12 protein-coding genes are annotated in these 17,957 nt (G+C 57.6%); 3 read left to right on the top strand and 9 right to left on the bottom strand.

Annotation, left to right across the window (positions count from 1 at the left end; translation table 11 throughout):
* Nucleotides 1-82 precede the first annotated feature (82 nt).
* Entirely contained in the window at nucleotides 83-3,694 is a 3,612-nt protein-coding gene (locus ACDI13_RS13835; protein ID WP_316988254.1) for an AAA family ATPase, read from the top strand.
* Nucleotides 3,695-3,787: 93 nt separating this feature from the next.
* On the opposite strand, the gene ACDI13_RS13830 is transcribed toward ACDI13_RS13835, so the two are convergent.
* Entirely contained in the window at nucleotides 3,788-5,392 is a 1,605-nt protein-coding gene (locus tag ACDI13_RS13830) for a phospholipase D family protein (RefSeq protein WP_316988255.1), read from the bottom strand.
* A 152-nt stretch (nucleotides 5,393-5,544) separates the two neighbouring features.
* Here ACDI13_RS13830 and ACDI13_RS13825 point away from each other — a divergent pair, with 152 nt between their 5' ends.
* Nucleotides 5,545-6,468, top strand: a complete 924-nt coding sequence (locus tag ACDI13_RS13825) for a DMT family transporter (RefSeq protein ID WP_316988256.1) — start codon at nucleotides 5,545-5,547, stop codon at nucleotides 6,466-6,468.
* Nucleotides 6,469-6,471: 3 nt separating this feature from the next.
* Here the strand turns inward: ACDI13_RS13825 and ACDI13_RS13820 are convergent, their stop codons facing one another.
* From ACDI13_RS13820 to ACDI13_RS13785, 8 genes are all read right to left on the bottom strand, one after another.
* A complete protein-coding gene (locus ACDI13_RS13820) occupies nucleotides 6,472-7,956 on the bottom strand; it encodes an NAD(P)H-hydrate dehydratase (protein WP_316988257.1) in 1,485 nt (494 codons plus the stop codon).
* Between the two features lie 187 nt (nucleotides 7,957-8,143).
* Complete coding sequence (locus ACDI13_RS13815) at nucleotides 8,144-9,166, bottom strand: XdhC family protein (protein WP_316988258.1); 1,023 nt, start codon at nucleotides 9,164-9,166, stop codon at nucleotides 8,144-8,146.
* Nucleotides 9,167-9,190: 24 nt separating this feature from the next.
* Nucleotides 9,191-10,867: a TRAP transporter large permease subunit gene (locus tag ACDI13_RS13810; RefSeq protein WP_316988268.1), complete on the bottom strand. Its 1,677-nt coding sequence runs from the start codon at nucleotides 10,865-10,867 to the stop codon at nucleotides 9,191-9,193.
* 11 nt (nucleotides 10,868-10,878) lie between these two features.
* Complete coding sequence (locus ACDI13_RS13805; RefSeq protein ID WP_316988259.1) at nucleotides 10,879-11,487, bottom strand: TRAP transporter small permease subunit; 609 nt, start codon at nucleotides 11,485-11,487, stop codon at nucleotides 10,879-10,881.
* Nucleotides 11,488-11,695: 208 nt separating this feature from the next.
* Nucleotides 11,696-12,883, bottom strand: coding sequence for a 2Fe-2S iron-sulfur cluster-binding protein (locus tag ACDI13_RS13800; RefSeq protein WP_316988260.1), 1,188 nt, complete (start codon nucleotides 12,881-12,883; stop codon nucleotides 11,696-11,698).
* A gap of 3 nt (nucleotides 12,884-12,886) precedes the next feature.
* Nucleotides 12,887-13,723: an FAD binding domain-containing protein gene (locus ACDI13_RS13795; protein ID WP_316988261.1), complete on the bottom strand. Its 837-nt coding sequence runs from the start codon at nucleotides 13,721-13,723 to the stop codon at nucleotides 12,887-12,889.
* Nucleotides 13,720-16,122, bottom strand: coding sequence for a xanthine dehydrogenase family protein molybdopterin-binding subunit (locus ACDI13_RS13790; RefSeq protein WP_316988262.1), 2,403 nt, complete (start codon nucleotides 16,120-16,122; stop codon nucleotides 13,720-13,722). The genes ACDI13_RS13795 and ACDI13_RS13790 overlap by 4 nt, the downstream gene beginning before the upstream one ends.
* A 24-nt stretch (nucleotides 16,123-16,146) precedes the next feature.
* A complete protein-coding gene (locus ACDI13_RS13785; protein ID WP_316988263.1) occupies nucleotides 16,147-17,244 on the bottom strand; it encodes a TRAP transporter substrate-binding protein in 1,098 nt (365 codons plus the stop codon).
* Between the two features lie 381 nt (nucleotides 17,245-17,625).
* Here ACDI13_RS13785 and ACDI13_RS13780 point away from each other — a divergent pair, with 381 nt between their 5' ends.
* Nucleotides 17,626-17,940 (top strand): non-heme iron oxygenase ferredoxin subunit, encoded by a 315-nt coding sequence (locus ACDI13_RS13780; RefSeq protein WP_316988264.1) that lies wholly within the window; start codon nucleotides 17,626-17,628, stop codon nucleotides 17,938-17,940.
* Nucleotides 17,941-17,957: the final 17 nt, after the last annotated feature.

The raw sequence follows: 17,957 nt of genomic DNA, 5'->3' as shown, positions 1-17,957 counted from the left end.
CGCAAAAGTTGGCAAACACAAATTAAACGGATCGGATACATTATCCCAATCATTGCTTAACTCTTGATACGAGCCCGAGCCCATGGATGTTTTACCTTCCTCTGCCTCGCACTTGGCCCAAATTTACCTGCTCGGTCCTTACCGACTTCTGGTTCAAGGACAATGCCGTGCACAAATCATTAATTACGATAAAGCACGTATTTTGTTGTCCATGTTGGCTTTGGCGCAGGGTAAGCCCATCAGCCGCAGCCATCTGGCCGAAACGATCTGGCATGAAGATCCTATCAGTGTGGGTCGCGCTCGCTTGCGTCACGCGCTGCACGCCCTGCGCCGCGCCTTTGAAGGCTGTGACCAGGCCCTGCACATTACCAATGACACTCTGGCCCTGGATCCCAACCGCACACAAGTGGATGTGCTCAGCCTGCTGCAACACCCCAGCCAGCCTACACTTAGCGATCTAGAGCGCCTGAATCTGTATCAGGGCCCCTTGCTGGGGCAAGTGAAGCTGCATCATGGCGAGCAGTTGCAAGACTGGTTGCAGGATACGCAGCACACTATTCGGCAAGCCCTGTCTCAATGTCGTGACCGTTATATCCAGTCTGGTCTGAAATCTTTACCTACACCACAAGCGATCAGCCATCTTAAACGCTGGCTTGTGCTCTGGCCGGAAGAAGAAAAGCTGCATCAAGAGCTGATTCGACTGCTGAAACAGGAAGGTCAGCACGAAGCGGCCCTGCACGCTTATGAGCAGTGTTCGGTCTTGCTGGCCGACCGTTTGGGGTGCGAACCCAGTGCCCAGACACGCAACTTGGTAGATCTGCCGACACGCTCGTCGTCCAGCCCGGTCAAATCCTTGTCGACGACAGTCTGCCTGCAGTTGCGTCCCTTGGCGGCAGTGGGTTTGTGCCTGCGCTTTGAACCCGGCCACCGCCACGCCCGCGAAAAAGGGGGACAACTGCTGGAACAAAGCCGCCAGACGTTACGACATCTGATCGAACAGCATGGTGCCTGGCCCTGTGAAGCGGGCCCCAATCAGTTGATCGCCTATTTTGGGTATCCAGAACTGCTGGAGTCACCCGTCACTCAGGCGGCCATATTGGCACGCGTTGCCGCAACCTTGCGCATGGATGAGCACATTACGCTGAGCGTTGCCCTTCATGCCGATCTGGCCATGGACGATCAAAGCGCCTGTCCGGACCCCTGGGGTCAATTGGCACAAGTTGTCTTGCCCTTGAGCTGGGAAGCTACTCCCGGCGCACCACGTATCAGCGTGCAGGCCGCCCTGCGTCTGGACAGCAGAGATACTCACCCCCCCACTGGTCGCCAAAATGAGGCCCTGTGGTTGAATCTGAGCCCCTCCGAAACAGACCACGCGCGTTTGACCAGCCGCGTTTATGGCCGGTCACAAGAGTTCGATCATCTGGTGCAAGCCTGGTCGCAGATTGGCTCAAGTCGCACATTGCATCACATCGCCATTCACGGCCGCGCTCATGTTGGCAAAAGTCTGCTGGTGCAGTCTCTGGCGGACTATGTACAAAAAACCAACCACCCCTGCATTATGCTCACTTGTCGTGAAGACAAGCGTCGTGTGGCCTGGCACCCGATTCGTCTCTGGCTGCACGAGCAGATTGCCGATTACATTGCCTCGCAAAATGGCAAGCAGCACGACCCTTTCTCCGTTCAAATCTTGCAAGAAGCACTGGAAACCAGCCCCAAACAGGCCCAGTCCCTGCACCAATGGTTAGGCCATGGCTCTGAAGAGCAAGAACTGAACGAGCCTTCCACCGCGCATATGGACTTGCTGTTCAACCTGCTCAGCGGCACCGGCACTTCGCCCCGCCGTCGCTTGCTGATTATTGAGAACGTGCAATGGGCTGACCCGCCTACACAACGTCTGATCCGCTTGCTGGCACACTCAGCCCCCCGTCACCCGACGCTATTGCTCACGACCAGCCGCAAACCTGGCCATGGTCTGGAGCGTGCCGAACACCTGAGCTTGCCGACGCTGGATCGCTCCAGCATCAACAGCTTGCTGAGCAACCAACGCGGCCAGCGGCTATCGCGCGATAAACGCAGCAGCCTGGTCAAGTTAAGTGCGGGCAACCCAGGTCACGCTCATGAACTGCTGCGCTGCCACGAGCTCAATAACGAATGCCACGATGCCTTGCGCCTGACTGACCTGATCTGCACCCAATACCACAGCCTCTTGCCCGCAACACGCCACATTCTGACCAGCATTGCCTTGCAGGAGGAGCCCATCGCCATTGACGAGCTGGCCCTGATGTTGCGTCTGGAGAGCACGACCTTGAGCGGCGGCTTGGATACCTTGGCGACGCTGGATTTGATCGATATGCATGACAAGCAGGTAGCCTGTCTGCCCCTGGTCTCCCAGGCACTGAAACGCGTGGCCATGCACGAAGAGCTGCGCCAGGCCCACCACGCCGTTGCCCAGCACGGTATACGCCGCCGTCATGCACCCGAGCTGATTGCTCGGCACCTGTGCGAGGCTGATAGCGCAGAAGCCGCCTTTTGGTGGCAACGCGCTGCCCGCGAGGCCTTGGCACAAGACGACCTGCGTCTGGCCAGCCAATATCTGCAACGCTCCTTGAACCGCAGCGATATGATTGAAGACCTGCAGGTACGCCAAACCCTGCAGTTTGAATGCCGCATGTTGCAAGGTGCCATTGAATCGTCCCTGTATGGCCCGGCCTCGGCATCGACCGCCATGGCTTACGAATTGGGGCGTGGGCTGCATGATGAGCACGACTCAGATCAGGTCATGATCAGCTTATGGACGGCCTGGACGGCCCTTCAAGCCCAAGGCAATTTTGAACAGGCCCTGCAAAAAGCGCGCCAACTGCTGGCCCTGGCCAATGAAACCAGCCACGATCAAAACCGCAGTTGGGCTTTGTATGCCATTGGTCAGCACGAGCTGTGGAAAGGCAATGTCGCCAATGCCATCCAGACACTGAACCTGAGCCTGGCCGTCTTTGATGACCTGAAGGAGCAGAGCAGCCGTCAAGCCATTGCCGAGCACTTTCCGCAATCCATGACCTTTGGCACCCTGAGCGTGGCTCTGGCCTTGAAAGGCGATAGGGAGGCGGCACAGCAGCACGCTCATCTCGCCTTGCAAAGCCTGCGCTCAGACACCACTTTCTCCCTGCGCGCCATCACCCATTTGTTCGTGATGCAGGCCCACTATCTGATGGAACAGCTTGAGCACTGTCAGCAAGTGGCCGAGCTGTCCCTGCAAGAGCTACAAAGATCGCATCACCCCGAGCCCTGGTCTGCGCTTAGTCGCTCTTACCTGCACTATTGCCAGGTGATGCTGCATGGTCGGGAAACCAGCCTGCAATCGCTGCTCGATTGCGTACAGACTGCTCAGTACGGGCTGCCCATCAGCGCCGATGGCCTGATGTGCCGGATTGCCCGCGCCATGATCCGCCTGGGACGCAGCAATGAGGCCATGCCCTGGCTTGACAAGGCCGCTGCTCAAGGCCTGCGCTATGACACGAACAGTTTGCGCGCAGAACTGCACTGTGTACGTGGTGATGCCTGGATGGCGCTGGGTGAAAATGCACAAGCCTTGCAGGAGTGGAATCTGGCTGAACAATGCATGGAAAAATATGGCCTGCACCGCTACGCAGACTGGATTCAGACACGCCGACAGGCCGTGCAACGGCTCAAAGTCTAGTCAGCAAACCACACGGTCTGATGACAAGGCCCCCGAGGACTTCGCCTTGTCCTTGGGGGCCTTTCACATCAATCGCAGATAATCGAATCTGGCTTAAAGCAGCCACTCGATCGGCAAGACAGACAAGATACCGACCCCGGCCCGCCGCCAAAGACTGGCATTGGGCTCAGAGGTAAAAAAACGCTCGGTGCCATCTTCGTTCAACTGAATCCATACCAAATCGCCCTGCTCATCCAGTTCGACACGATAGCTGCGATAAGGCAAGACTTCCTCGAAACTCTTGGACAAGGCTTGCGCCATTTCAGGGCTTTCAATAATAAAGCCCAATTCCGTATTCAAGTTGACCGAGCGCGGATCAAAATTAAAGGACCCCACAAACAGGCGTTTGCCATCCACTGCAAAGGTCTTGGCATGCAGGGCCGAGCCGGAGCTGCCAAAAGGCCCCGAACCATGACGGGTAGGTGTGTCCGTGGTGGGCCGCAGCTCAAGCAACTGCACACCCGCTTCCAGCAAGGCTTTGCGTCGCTTCGCATAACCGGCATGCACCGCTGCCACGTCCGTGGCTGCCAGAGAATTGGTCAAAACACGCACCTTCATGCCTGGCCGTTTCATCATCTCCTCAAAAGCGCGCACGCCCGCGGCTGTCGGCACAAAATAAGAGGACACCAGATCAACCTGACTGGTGGGTTTGCCCAGCACATGGTCCATTTGCCAGACCATCAACTGCTCCGGATTGACCGGGCCCAAAGCCTTGGCCGGATCATCACTGATCATGGTGGTACGCGCCCACTGGAAATCCAGTTCACCGCGCACCAAATGGCTGACCAGATCCGACTCACGCAGCACCTGCTGATACTCCTTGGCGCGCGGCTGCCCCTGGGCCTCTTGCAACTGCGCCTGAAACGTCACCAGTGCTTGCGAATCACCTGTTTTAATCAAAGTATCGACCGGATAGGCCGACTGGCTGGCCCAGTAGCGATCGAAATCCGTGGAGACATCCTGGACCACAGCACCGATGGCCATCACATCCAGATCTGCAAACAACACGTCCTGGGTCGCACCGAAGTATTCATCACCCACGTTGCGCCCACCAATAATGGTGACCTGGTTGTCCACGGTAAAGGACTTGTTGTGCATGCGCCGGTTCAGACGGGAAAAATCCATCAGAAAACCCAAGGATTTAGGCCAGCGCAACACAAAAGGGTTGAACAGGCGCACTTCAATATTGGGGTGGGCGTTCAAGGCCGATAAGGAGTCATCCAGCCCCGTAATACCATTATCATCAATCAGCAAACGCACTCGCACGCCGCGCTCAGCCGCTTGCAACAAGGTATCCAGCATCAAGGTGCCGGTGGTGTCGCCCCGCCAGATGTAATACTGCACATCCAGCGTTTTCTGAGCGGCGAAGGCCAGCAAGGCACGGGCCGCATACGCGTCATGTGGATCAAACAAAGGGTAAATACCCGACAAGCCAGGATGCTGCTGCACCAGGGGGGTCACCGCCTGGCCAATCATGGTCTCCTGGGCCTGATCCAGCGGCAAAGCCGTGCTGTGGCTACGGCCCTCCAACGACGGCAATGCACAGCCTGTCAGGCCGGCCAGCAAGGCTCCACCCGCAATCAGGCTGCGCCAAAAAATGGACGGGGCCTGGTCCGCAGAACGGGGTATCGTCGGCTTATCGGCGGGGTCGATTTTCATGGGAGCATCTCTGTGGTCATGGACATCGCTCCACATAGTAGCACCGCCTACCCACGGCATATTGACCACGGTGTGCAAGCAACACTTGCAGCAAGTGGCTGGGCGGACAACAATAAAGCAAGCCCTCGTCCTTTAAACTTGAAATAAGCAGCATGCCCCCCGCCACATCTCCTGCCTTACTGCCCCGCCACCTTGCCATTATTTTGCTGTTAATGCTGGGCAGCTCCTTTGCCGCCAACCATATTGCAGCCAAAGTCGCACTGGACCATGGTACCGGGCTGATCATCTCGGTTATTTTTCGTTCGGCCGTGGCTACCCTGGCCTTGAGCATGCTGCTCATCTGGCGCAAACAAGCCTTGCATGTGCCGCGTCAGTATCTAGGCTGGCAACTGCTGCTGGGCGCGCTGATCACCATGCAGTGCATGCTGATCTATTCCTCCATCGCCCGCATCCCTGTCGCCCTGGCCTTGCTGGTGGCCAATATGTACCCAATCTTGTTGGCCCTGCTGACCTGGATCCTGGGCGGGCACAAGCCGACTCGCAAGGCCTCCATCATCATGGTGGCCATTCTGATTGGCCTCTTGCTGGCGCTGGACACTCCCAGCCTGATTCAGGGCGCAACGCTGGATGGGCAATGGGTGCTGGGTGTGGTGTGTAGCCTGCTGACGGCCCTGACGTTTGCCATGGGTCTGTGGGTTACAGAAAATAAACTGGCCCCTCTGCCTGGTCTGGTGCGCAGTTTCTGTACCATCAGCCAAACGCTGGTCTGCCTGATTGCACTCAGCCCCCTGGGACTGCTGCCCGGTGGTTCTGCCTTGCCCCACGATGCCACAGGCTGGATTGCCCTGTCGCTGGTCTGTGTGCTGTACACCACCGGCTTTGTCACCCTGTTTGTGCTGGCACCCCGACTGGACATGACACGCAATGCGCCCTTCATGAACATGGAGCCGGTGGCCTCCCTGATTCTGGGCTGGCTGATTCTGAAGCAAACCTTGAACTCCACCCAATTGCTGGGTGGAGCGGTAGTCCTGAGCGGGATCGTGGCACTGGCCTATCAGCGCGCCCCACGCAAATAAGTGTCAGGCCCTGGACAAAAGGCGCTGCCAAACGCGTGGCAGCACGGCTAACAAATCTTCCGGGATCAGGCCAGGGCCAAACTCCAGGGCAGCTTGTGAGTGTAGCCAGACAGCCGCCCCTGCCGCTTCAAAGGCCGGCATCCCCTGAGTCAACAAGCCGCAGACCAGACCGGCCAGCACATCCCCGCTTCCCCCTGTCGCCAACCAGGGCGGCGCGCAGGCATTGATCAAGGCCCGCCCATCCGGCGCGGCAATAACCGTATCCGCCCCCTTCAAAACCAGCACGGCACCACATTGCGTAGCAGCCAGTCGTGCTGCCTCCAGACGATCCGGCGCCTCCTCAAAGACGCGAGCGAACTCGCCAGCATGAGGGGTCAATACACATTGCTCATGCAGGGCATCCCATAGCTCCTGAGGCTGTGACGCAAAGCTGCTGATGGCGTCCGCATCCAGCACACAAGGCCGCCCCGTTGCCAGCAAGGCTAAAGTCAAGCGGCGGGTTTCTTCACCCAGGCCCGCACCCGGCCCCACCAGCCAAGCACGAATGCGCTCGTCCGTGGTCAGGGTGTCATCCAAGGGGGCCACCATGATGCTGTCCAATGCACTGGCATACACCGGCCAGACCGAAGGCGGCACGACCATGCTGACCAAGCCCGCCCCCGCACGTTGCGCAGCACGAGCCGCCAGACGGCTGGCTCCGGTCATCTGTTCGCCCCCGACGACCACGGCATGCCCCCGCGTGTATTTGTGGCTCTGGGCCCCCAACTGCGGCAGATGAGCCTGCCACAAGGCTGGCTCATTCAACCAGGTATTGGCGTTTTGCAAAGCCGGGGCTGGCATGCCGATGTCGGCCAGCTCCAGCTTGCCGCATAGGGCTCGCCCCGGATACAGAACATGGCCCGGCTTATAACGGACAAAGCTGACCGTCACCGTGGCAGGGGCAAGCACACCGCGTACCTGCCCGCTGGCACCATCCAGCCCCGAAGGCACGTCAATGGCACACACGGGCACCCTGGAAGCGGCCAGAGACTGAATCAAGGCGGCAGTGTCACCTTCTACGTCACGATCCAGGCCTGCACCCAGCAGGCCATCAACCACCACGGAAAAACGTCGAAAGTCCGGACATTGGCTTTCCCAACGGCCCTGCCATTGAGCTTGCGCCCAGGCTGCTGTCCCCTGTCGCGCGGACGGGGCCACCAGACTGAACACGGAAACCATGCGTCCTTGTTCACGCAGAATTTGCGCGGCCACCAAGGCATCCCCGCCGTTATTGCCTGGTCCGCACAGGAACAGTACCGCCCCTTGCGGCCAGTGTCGCTGTACGGTACGCGCCACTGCACTGGCGGCGGCCTGCATCAATTGCTCGACAGATACTCCGAAACCCGGTGCTGCCGCATCCATGCTGGCACACTGTGCCGGGCTGTACAGGGCCTGCTTTCCTGGGGGGGCACTCAAGGGCAAAAAACCATATTGGGACACGAAGGACATGAAAGGCTCACCAAGGCAGAAATCAAAACGTCCCTACGCTGCACGGGCTTGTCACCCGCTGGCGGCCTGCTGAATACAGCAGGCGTCAGGTCTTGGGCGGCCCGGAGACAAAAAAGAACGGGTCGCCGCCCGTTCTCTTATCTTAGTGCGAAATGTCTGAATACAGAACTGTCGCGGCAGTCACCCTCTAGGCCGACTGCTGTTCTTGCCTATCCTTGACAGAGGCTACCGACAGTTCGCGCGGCACATCCACCCCATTTTTAATCGCGATGATCTCGGCCATGATGCTGACCGCAATTTCTGCCGGGGTTTTGCTACCTATATATAAGCCGATCGGGCCTTTGAGCCTGTCGATTTCCTCTGCCGTCAGATCAAAGTACTCGGCCAAGCGTTCGCGACGGCTTTGGTTATTACGCCGCGAGCCAATCGCCCCCACATAAAAAGCACTGCTTTTGAGCGCCTCCAGCAAAGCCATATCGTCCAGCTTGGGATCGTGCGTCAGGGCCACAATGGCGGTGCGTCGATCCGGCACGCAGGCAATGACCTCATCATCCGGCATACCGCTGACCACGCGTACCCCGGCTACGCCCCAGCCTTGAATATGCTCGCTACGCGGATCACAGACCGTCACATCAAAACCATTGAACAAGGCAATGGTTGCCACATATTCAGACAGTTGCCCGCCTCCGATCAGCAAGAGCCGATAGGACGGCCCAAAGGTCACCGACAAGCAATCCTGGCTTAAGTGCAAAGCCGCCGGAACACGGGTGGCACTGCCCCAGGCACGGCCAGTGTGCAGATCTACATGGCGTTGCACCAAATGGCGCTGCTCCAGCAAACCCAGTAATTCCGACAAGGCATCCGGGCAGGGATTGAACTCCACCAGCAGCCGTATCGTCCCGCCGCAAGGCAAACCAAAACGATGCGCCTCATCCGCGCTGATGCCGTACGTCAACAACTGGGGACGGCCATCGCCATGCAGGCGCTTATCCGCCCCTTTGGGGTCGTGATAGGCGCGGATCAAATCGTCCTCGATACAACCGCCGGAGACCGATCCGACCACCGCCCCACCTTTTTCCAGAGCCATGATGGAGCCCTCTGGACGCGGGGACGAACCCCAGGTCTGCACAACCGTGACCAAAATAGCGTCACATCCTTGTGCGCGCCACGCATGTAACTGGCGCAATACCCTGACATCCAGGCTCTCCATCGGTGTCTCCTGTCTTTCCTGTGTTTACTTGAATACCGGCATACCGCCGCCGTCACCCGAATCACCAAACGGATTCAAGTCCGCACCGTATTCAGCCTGCATCTCGATCTTGACCGTACTCGGATCCACCGCCACACCCGTGCCCTTGTAATGCGTCACCATGCCTGGGAACAGCAGCACCACGGCAATCATGACAATCTGGATGCAGATAAACGGTACGGAGCCCCAGTAAATATCGCCAGTGGCCACCCCTGGGATCTTCTTCTTGGTCACTTTGTCGATGTAATCATCCTTGGGCGCCACCGAGCGCAAATAAAATAGTGAGAAGCCAAATGGTGGATGCATAAAGGATGTTTGCATATTAACGGCTAGAAGCACACCAAACCAGATTAAATCGATACCCATCTTGTCGGCCACCGGCCCCAGCAAAGGCACGATGATAAAAGCCAGCTCGAAGAAGTCCAGGAAAAAAGCCAGTACAAACACCAGCACACTGACCAGAATCAGAAAGCCATATTCACCACCAGGCAGGTCAAGCAGCAGGTGCTCCACCCACAGGTCACCATCGACACCCCGGAAGGTCAGCGAGAAAATGGTGGAACCGATCAGAATGAACATCACAAAGCAGGACAGCTTGGCGGTGGTATCCATGGCTTGCTTGAGCAGATCAATACTCAAACGACGACGGCTGACAGCCATCAAAATCGCACCTACCGCGCCCATGGCCCCCCCTTCGGTGGGTGTTGCAATACCCAGAAAGATGGTCCCCAGCACCAGAAAAATCAGGCCCAGGGGCGGAATCATGACAAACACCACGCGTTCGGCCAACACCGACAGCAAGCCCAGCTTCAACCATTTGTTGATCAGGGCCAAGACAAAGGCCACACCGCCTACCAACAAGATGCAGATAACCACCTTCTCGTCTATTGGGCCATCAGGATCCACCCAGAGCTCATCGAGCAGATAACCGGCCACCAAGGAGATCAATAGCAGCACGCACAAGGAACGTGTACCCGAGCGCCCATTCGCCTGCGAGTAAGTACGATGCTCGGCTGGAATCGGAGGCACGTCCTTGGGGCGCAAGACAGCCATAATCACGATGTAAAGCAGGTAAGAGCTGGTCAACACCAAGCCCGGCACCATCGCGCCACGATACATATCGCCAACCGAACGCCCCAACTGATCAGCCAGCACAATCAGCACCAGAGAAGGCGGAATAATCTGCGACAAGGTACCTGACGCCGCAATCACCCCGGTTGCCAGCCGCCGGCTGTAGCCATAACGCAGCATGATAGGCAAGGAGATCAAGCCCATGGAAATGACCGACGCCGACACCACGCCCGTGGTTGCCGCCAGCATGGCTCCCACAAACACCACGGCAATGGCCAAGCCACCCGGCATGGAGCCAAATAGCTGACCAATCGTATCGAGCAGGTCTTCCGCCATACCCGAACGCTCCAGAATCAGCCCCATAAAGGTAAAGAAGGGGATCGCCAGCAAGGTGTCATTGGCCATGATGCCAAATACGCGCAACGGCAGCGCCTGGAACAAGGACCAGTTGAACAGGCCCATTTCTACGCCAATCAGACCGAACACCATTCCATTGGCAGCCAGCGCAAAGGCCACCGGGAAACCCAGCAGCAAGAAAACAATCAGTGATGCAAACATCACCGGCGCCATATTAGCGATAAATAAATCCATCATGATCAGGTTCAGCCTTTGTGTTGATTCGCTAACGTGGCCTGGGCTTGCCGTGCAATTTCTTCAGCCAGCAATTCTTCAGGCGTTTTGCTTTGCAGCTTCTTGTTGGGGTTGGGACAAGCGCCGCGCAAAAAGCCAATGCACTTGATCAGATGCGAGACCCCCTGCAGTGAAATCAGGGCAAAACCAATGGGAATAATCAGTTTGGCAGGCCAGCGAATCAAACCACCGGAGTTGGAGGACACTTCCTGAGTCAGGTAGGAGTCCATGAACACCGGCCAGGACAGGATCATGATGGCAAGACAGGCGGGCAACATGAACAGCACCACACACACGGCTTCGATCACAATTTGTTTGCGCTCAGACAGACGTGAGGCCAGCACATCCACGCGGACATGCTCATTGCGCAAGAAGGTGTAGCCGCCCGTCAGCAAAAAAAGGGCACCGAACAGATACCACTGCACTTCCAGCCAGGCATTGGAACTGACATCGAAAAATTTACGCGCAAAGGCGTTATAGGAGCTGATCACAACAACCAACAGAACCACCCACATGACCACTCGGCCACAGAGCTGATTCAGGCTGTCGATCGCCCTTGATAGTTTGAGTAGTAATTGCATCAATCCCCCAGATTTTCTGCGTTGAAATTAGTTGGACGCTACGGAGACCGAAACGGGTGGCACTCTTTTGTAGGGCTTGGCCAGCCATATCCCAGGCGTCTGACAAGCAGGCGGCCCCGTTTGACAGGCGTATGCGCCTGCCCACAGCGATACGCCCCGTCATCTTCCTTGTCCCCGTTTTATTTATCGTCTTGTATCGTCTATGCGCTTATGAGCGCCGGAAAAATCCCTTGAAGCGGTCCCACAAAATGCTGAAGAACATCTTGACCGGATTGAACTCGGCCACCACGGGCTCCTCGCCTTCGGCCAGCGGTTTTTCCAGGCGCAGGTTCACGTTCTTGCCGAACTCTGCAATCATGCGGCGCACGAAATCCTGAACCAGTCCAGAGCGCGAAAACTGCGCCAGTGGCCCTTGCAGCGAATACACCAGTTCCACTTCCACGCGGCTGCGCGTTTCGCCATCCGGATTGACCTGAAAGCTGACATCGCCACGCGCACGCGATTGGCTCAAGGAGTCCACGCCCTCACCGCGCAGCACGGCGGCACGGCGCTCGTTATCTTCTTCCAGCGTGGCATTACCCTTGAAGGCGGCCGACATGGGGCCAAACTTGATGGCAATCTTGCCCTGTACCGTGGCCCCTTCCTGAGACTCGATCATCGCGCCGGGCAGACAGCCCGCCACCTTGGGCAAATCCTTCATGAAAGCCCAGACCTGATCAGCCGGGAAGCGGGCATCAAAACCACCTTGAATAGCTTGGCCCTTGCCCTTGTCAGCACTACCGGGCGCGGTGGGCGCAGCAGCCGCCACCGGAGCGGGAGCCTGAACGTCTTCCTGGACAGCGTCAAACGTCGTAAAGCCGTTCTGGTTCCAGTCCTGCTGCACGTTCTGCACCACAGCGGCACGCAAAGCGTCTACCTGAGCATCGGGCTGATCGCGCAAGGCGTGCAGCACGGACAGGATGGCAGCCGTAATACCTTGATAGCCGGTGCAGCGGCAAATATTGCCGGACAGTTCTATGCGCACACGGGCTTCATCCGCATCGGGCAAGCGCAGCACAATATCACGGCTGGTGGCCAACATGCCGGGCGTACAGAAGCCGCATTGCAAGGCGTGTTTTTCCGAGAAAGCGGTACGCAAACGGCTCATGATCGGGTCGTCGTCGTAGCCTTCTACGGTGGTCACTTCGTGGCCATCGCAGGCACCGGCAAAGGTAATGCAGGAGCGCACCGGACGGCCATCCACCAGTACCGTACATGCGCCGCACACACCGTGCTCACAGCTCAGATTGGTGCCAGTCAAACGGCTTTTCTCGCGGATGAAATCACCCAGATGGGTGCGCGGCTCGGCCTCGTGCGTTTGCTGGCGGCCATTAACTTGAATCGAGATTTCTGCCATGTCTTACCCTTTCACGCCCAGCGCCTGCTTCAGGCTGCGCTCTACGACCGTACGGAACAGCACCTGATGGGCCTGATCCCGTTGTGCCAGATACGGCTGCAAAGCCGCTGCAATCGTGTCCCCTTCCAGGACGGCTGCTCCTTGCACGGCCACTTTTACGGCCAGCTCGGGCAAGGAGCGCGGGGCGCCTTCCATGGCACCAATCACAACTCGCGCCGTGCGTGTGGCCGGATCGAAATAGCAGGCACAACTGGCATCGGCAAACTCGCCCACTTTGCGGGTGAATTTGTAGTAACCCCAACGGGCCGAACCGGACACTTCAGGCACGTCTACGGACTCGATAAACTCACCGGCTTCCAGCACCGTGGTGTAAGCAGCCAGCATGAATTCGCTCATGGGAACAGTACGGTTGCCTTGGGTCCCACGCACATTGATGTATGCGCCCAAAGCGACACAGGTCAGCACCCAATCGGCCGCCGGATCTGCATGAGCCAGACTGCCCCCCAAGGTGCCACGATTGCGTACACCCCGGTAAGCAATGCGACCGGCCACTTTCTGCATCATGTGACCGCGTAGCGGCTCGTAAATGCCATCTTCAATCTGGGCGTGGGTCACGGCTGCGCCGATACGCACCTGTCCTTTAATGGCCGTGACCTGACGCAGCTCGGGCACGGCCGATACATCCAGCACACGACCAGGACGTACCAGACGCAGATTCAACATAGGTCCCAGGGACTGGCTGCCGCCCATCAAGCGCAGCGCAGAAGGGTCGCTGCCATAGGCATCCTGGATCTGTTGCAGGCTCTGGGCCTGTTCGTATTCAAACTTGGCGGCCTTCATGCCTGAACCTCCGACACGGGCTGTTGATCTTGCTGATTGGCGGGCTGCACGGCGGCGCGAATCGCGCTCAGCAGTCGATGCGGTGTTACGGGCGTATGCGAGACCTGGGCTCCCGTAGAGCGCAAGGCATTGTTAATGGCCGACATGATGGCGGCGGGAGGGGCAATTGCGCCGCCCTCGCCCATGCCCTTGGCACCAAACTCCGTATTGGGCGACGGACTTTCCATGTGTTCGATATGAATATTGGGCACTTCGCAAGCACCGGGCATCACATAGTCGGCCAAGGTCGATGCCAGCGGCTGGCCAAACTCGTCATAAGGCATTTCTTCGTACAAGGCGGTGCCAATCCCTTGGGCAATCCCGCCAATCGTCTGGCCTTCCACAATCATGGGGTTGATCATGACGCCGCAGTCTTCCACCACCACGTACTTGAGCACTTCCACGCCACCCGTGTTTGGATCGACGGCCACCACCACAGCATTGCTGGCGTAAGTGAAGCTGCCAGTATCGACTTTGGGTTTGTAGCCTACGGACAGTTCCAGACCTTGCGGGTCCACATCCTCGGGCAAATGCTGCGGGTTGATGTACCAGGCATCAGCCACTTGAGCGATGCTGACCTGACGGTCATCAGCACTAAAGATGTCGCCTTGATGCTGCATGCTGTCCACATCGGTTTTCAGCATATGCGCGGCAATCTTGCGCACGCGTGGCAGCAGCGTTTTACAGGCCTTCGATACCGCACCACCGGACATCACCAAGGAGCGCGAGGCATACGTGCCGGTAGAGAATGGCGTGCGGCCGGTATCACCGTGCACCACTTTGATCTTGGCTACGGGGATGCCCAGAATTTCGCTGGCGATCTGGGCAAAAGACGTTTCCATACCCTGACCATGCGAGTGCACACCCACGCGCACTTCCAGACCACCGTCCGGAGTCATGCGGACAAACGCCTGATCGAAACCAGGAATCACCGCTGTGCCCCAACTGGCGAACACGGAGGTGCCGTGTGCGGACTGCTCGGTGTAGGACGCCACCCCCAAACCAATCAAACGACCATCAGGCTCACCTTTGGCCTGACGGGCCAGCACAGCATCCACATCCACTGCGGCCAAAGCGCGGCGCAGGCTTTCTGGATAATCGCCCGAGTCGTAATGCTTGTTGGCCACGTTGACGTAAGGCATTTGCTCGCCTTGCACCAGGTTCATCAAGCGAATTTCCCAGGAGGGTTTACCGACCGCCAAGGCGATCTGATCCATCATCTGCTCAATGGCCAGACAGACACCCGTACGGGCAACACCGCGATACGGCATGAAGCCTGGCTTGTTGGTGCCCACACCGCGCGTGCGGCAACGGTAACCACGGAAATCGTAAGGACCGGGCAAGTTGCCCAAGGCCTGGCCTACTTCCAGACCCACGGTAAAGGGCCAGACGGAATACGCGCCGCCATCAATATCAATTTCAGCATCCAGCGCCAGCAGGCGGCCTTCATGGCTGATGTGAGCTTTCAGGCGGTACTGGTGTTCACGGGTATTGGCGCCAGCAATCAAATGCTCACGACGGTCTTCCATAAAGCGGAACGGCTTGCGGAAAGTCTTGGCCAACCAGGCCACGCACAGCTCTTCCTGATGCAGCACACATTTATAACCAAAGGCGCCGCCCACATCGGGAGAAATCACACGAACTTGAGCCTGATCCATACCCAGGAACTGGGCAATGCCGGTACGGTGCATGTGCGGGATTTGACTGCCGCAATACACCACCAGTTGATCAGCCTGGAAATCCCAATAGGCCAACACCGCCTTGCCTTCCATGGGCAACATGCACTGCCGCGACAGGCTGACAGAGTGCTCGATCACGCGGTCGGCACGGGCGGCATGCTCTTCAAACGCAATGTCTGAGCGCAAGGTCACAAACACGTTATCCTGCCAACCTTCATGCAGCAGATCGCCCTGCGCGGCCAGCGAGGCCGGCACGCTGCCGTACACTGGCAACTCGTCATACAGGGCTTCGATCTCCTCCAGAACGTCCTCGGCCACGGCGCGGCTTTCACCAAAGGCCAAGGCAACCGGCTCGCCCACATAACGCACACTGCCCGAGGCCAGCGGCGGCATGCTGGAGGCCTGGTAACTAGGCAAAGTGGAAGCGGCGTAAATATCCAGACAGTCCGGCATATCGGCGCGGGTAATAACCTGCGCGCGTGCGCTGTCTTCAATATTGATCTGACGGATTCGGGCATGCGCCATGGGGCTGCGCAGGAAGGCGACTTCCTGCAGCCCTGGCATGCTCATGTTGCCGATGAAGTTGCCCTGGCCATTGAGATGGCGCGCATCCTCCTTGCGGAGAATACGCGCACCTACTCCTTGGCCACCCAGGCTTGACGGGTGACTGTGCTGACTCATTTCACTACCTTAAGAATGTGCTGCTTAACTGCGCTTGCCCAACTCGCTGAAGGTGAAGTTGTCCAGGGCGCTTTCAGCAACCCGGAACCAACTGGCTTCCTGCTCCTGGAAGGCCTTCCAGCCTGGATAAATCTTGGCAAAATCGGCGTTGCTTTCCGACAATTCCTTCCACAGTTCCTGGGACTTGTCGTAAGCCGCCTTCATGACATCCTTAGGGAAGTAACGCAGCTTGGCACCGTCAGCCACCAATTTGCGCAAGGCGCCGGGGTTCAAGGCATCGTATTTGGCCAGGCTCAGCATGGTCTGCTCGTTACAGGCCGTCTCGAAGGCAGCCTTGAAATTGGCAGGCAGGGCCTCCCAGGCCTCTTTGTTCACCATGGAAGTCAAGGATGCACTGCCTTCAAACCAGCCAGGGGAATAGTAAAAAGGAGCGACTTTGTTCAAGCCCAGCCTTTCATCGTCGTAAGGACCAATCCATTCGGCTGCATCAATCGTGCCTTTTTCCAGCGAGGAGTAAATATCGCTGGGGGGAATCTGCTGGGGTACGGCCCCCAGTTTGGACAGCACCATGCCACCAATACCGCCAATACGCATTTTCAGGCCTTGCAGACTTTCCAGGTCTTTGATTTCCTTGCGGAACCAGCCCCCCATTTGCACGCCCACATTACCGGCCACAAAGTTCACGATGTTGTATTGGCTGTACATGTCACGCAGCAACTCCAGACCGCCACCGAAATGAATCCAGGAATTGTGCTGACGGGCGTTCATGCCAAAAGACAGGCCGGTGTCAAAGGTCACGGCGGTGTTCTTGCCCACAAACGCAGTACTGAGCACGTGGTTGCACTCGACGGTGCCATTGCTGATGGCATCCATATTCTGCGCGTAAGGAACCAACTCACCGCCCGGAAATGGCCGGATCTCAAATTTGCCTTCGGTCAGTTCACTGACACGGTTGCACAGTGCTTCGGCCGAACCGTAAATGGTGTCCAGACTTTTGGGCCAGCCGGTGGACATGCGCCAGCGCACGGTGGGGCTGCTTTGTGCGATTGCAGGGGCGGCTACCGCTGCCAGGCCGGCACCCGCGGCCGTTGCCGATTTCAGCAAAAAACTACGACGCTCCATCACTCACCTCTTTGTATTTTTTAATGTATTGACACCCCTTGCTCGATAGGGGCCTGGGTAGTTTGCCCGCCAGTCTGGCTGGTGGCCCGGACAGCAACTGCCTGAACCTTGCCAAGCCGTCCCCCCAAGGGGCCAAACGGACATTCAAAGCGGTGTTACTGCGCTGTAAAACTCACATTCACCGCCTCAATAATAGTAAGTGTGCTGATTAATTAATTTTTGGTCAAGCAGGGAAACTACTGACGCATGTCCTTGATGGGATAAAGGAAAGCACCATCAATAGCTTAAACCTAAACTAGCGCAATCCCCTATAAAAACGATATTTTATTTTATAATTTATACAGTATACTGATTAATTGAAAGTACAAACTGGAGACGACTTTGAACTGGATAAAAATTGCCGAAACCGATGCCATCGATAACGAAGAGTCCCTGGCAATCGACTGGCAGGGCAAGAAACTGGCCCTGCATAAACTGGACGACGAGTTCCATCTGACCGACAACGTCTGTACCCATCAATACGCCTTGCTGTCCGACGGCTATCTGGAAGACGGTTGTGTGGAATGCCCCCTGCATCAGGCCAAGTTCTGTTTGCGAACCGGCAAGGCCATGAGCGCCCCGGCCACGGTGGATATCAAGGTCTATCCGCTGCGTATTGAAGGCAGCGATATTCTGGCTGACTTTAGCCAGGCCTGAGCTTTTTTCTGCTGACG

The sequence above is a fragment of the Alcaligenes faecalis genome (assembly GCF_041521385.1).
GTDB lineage: Bacteria > Pseudomonadota > Gammaproteobacteria > Burkholderiales > Burkholderiaceae_B > Alcaligenes > Alcaligenes faecalis_E.
This window is presented reverse-complemented; position numbering and strand designations above follow the sequence as displayed.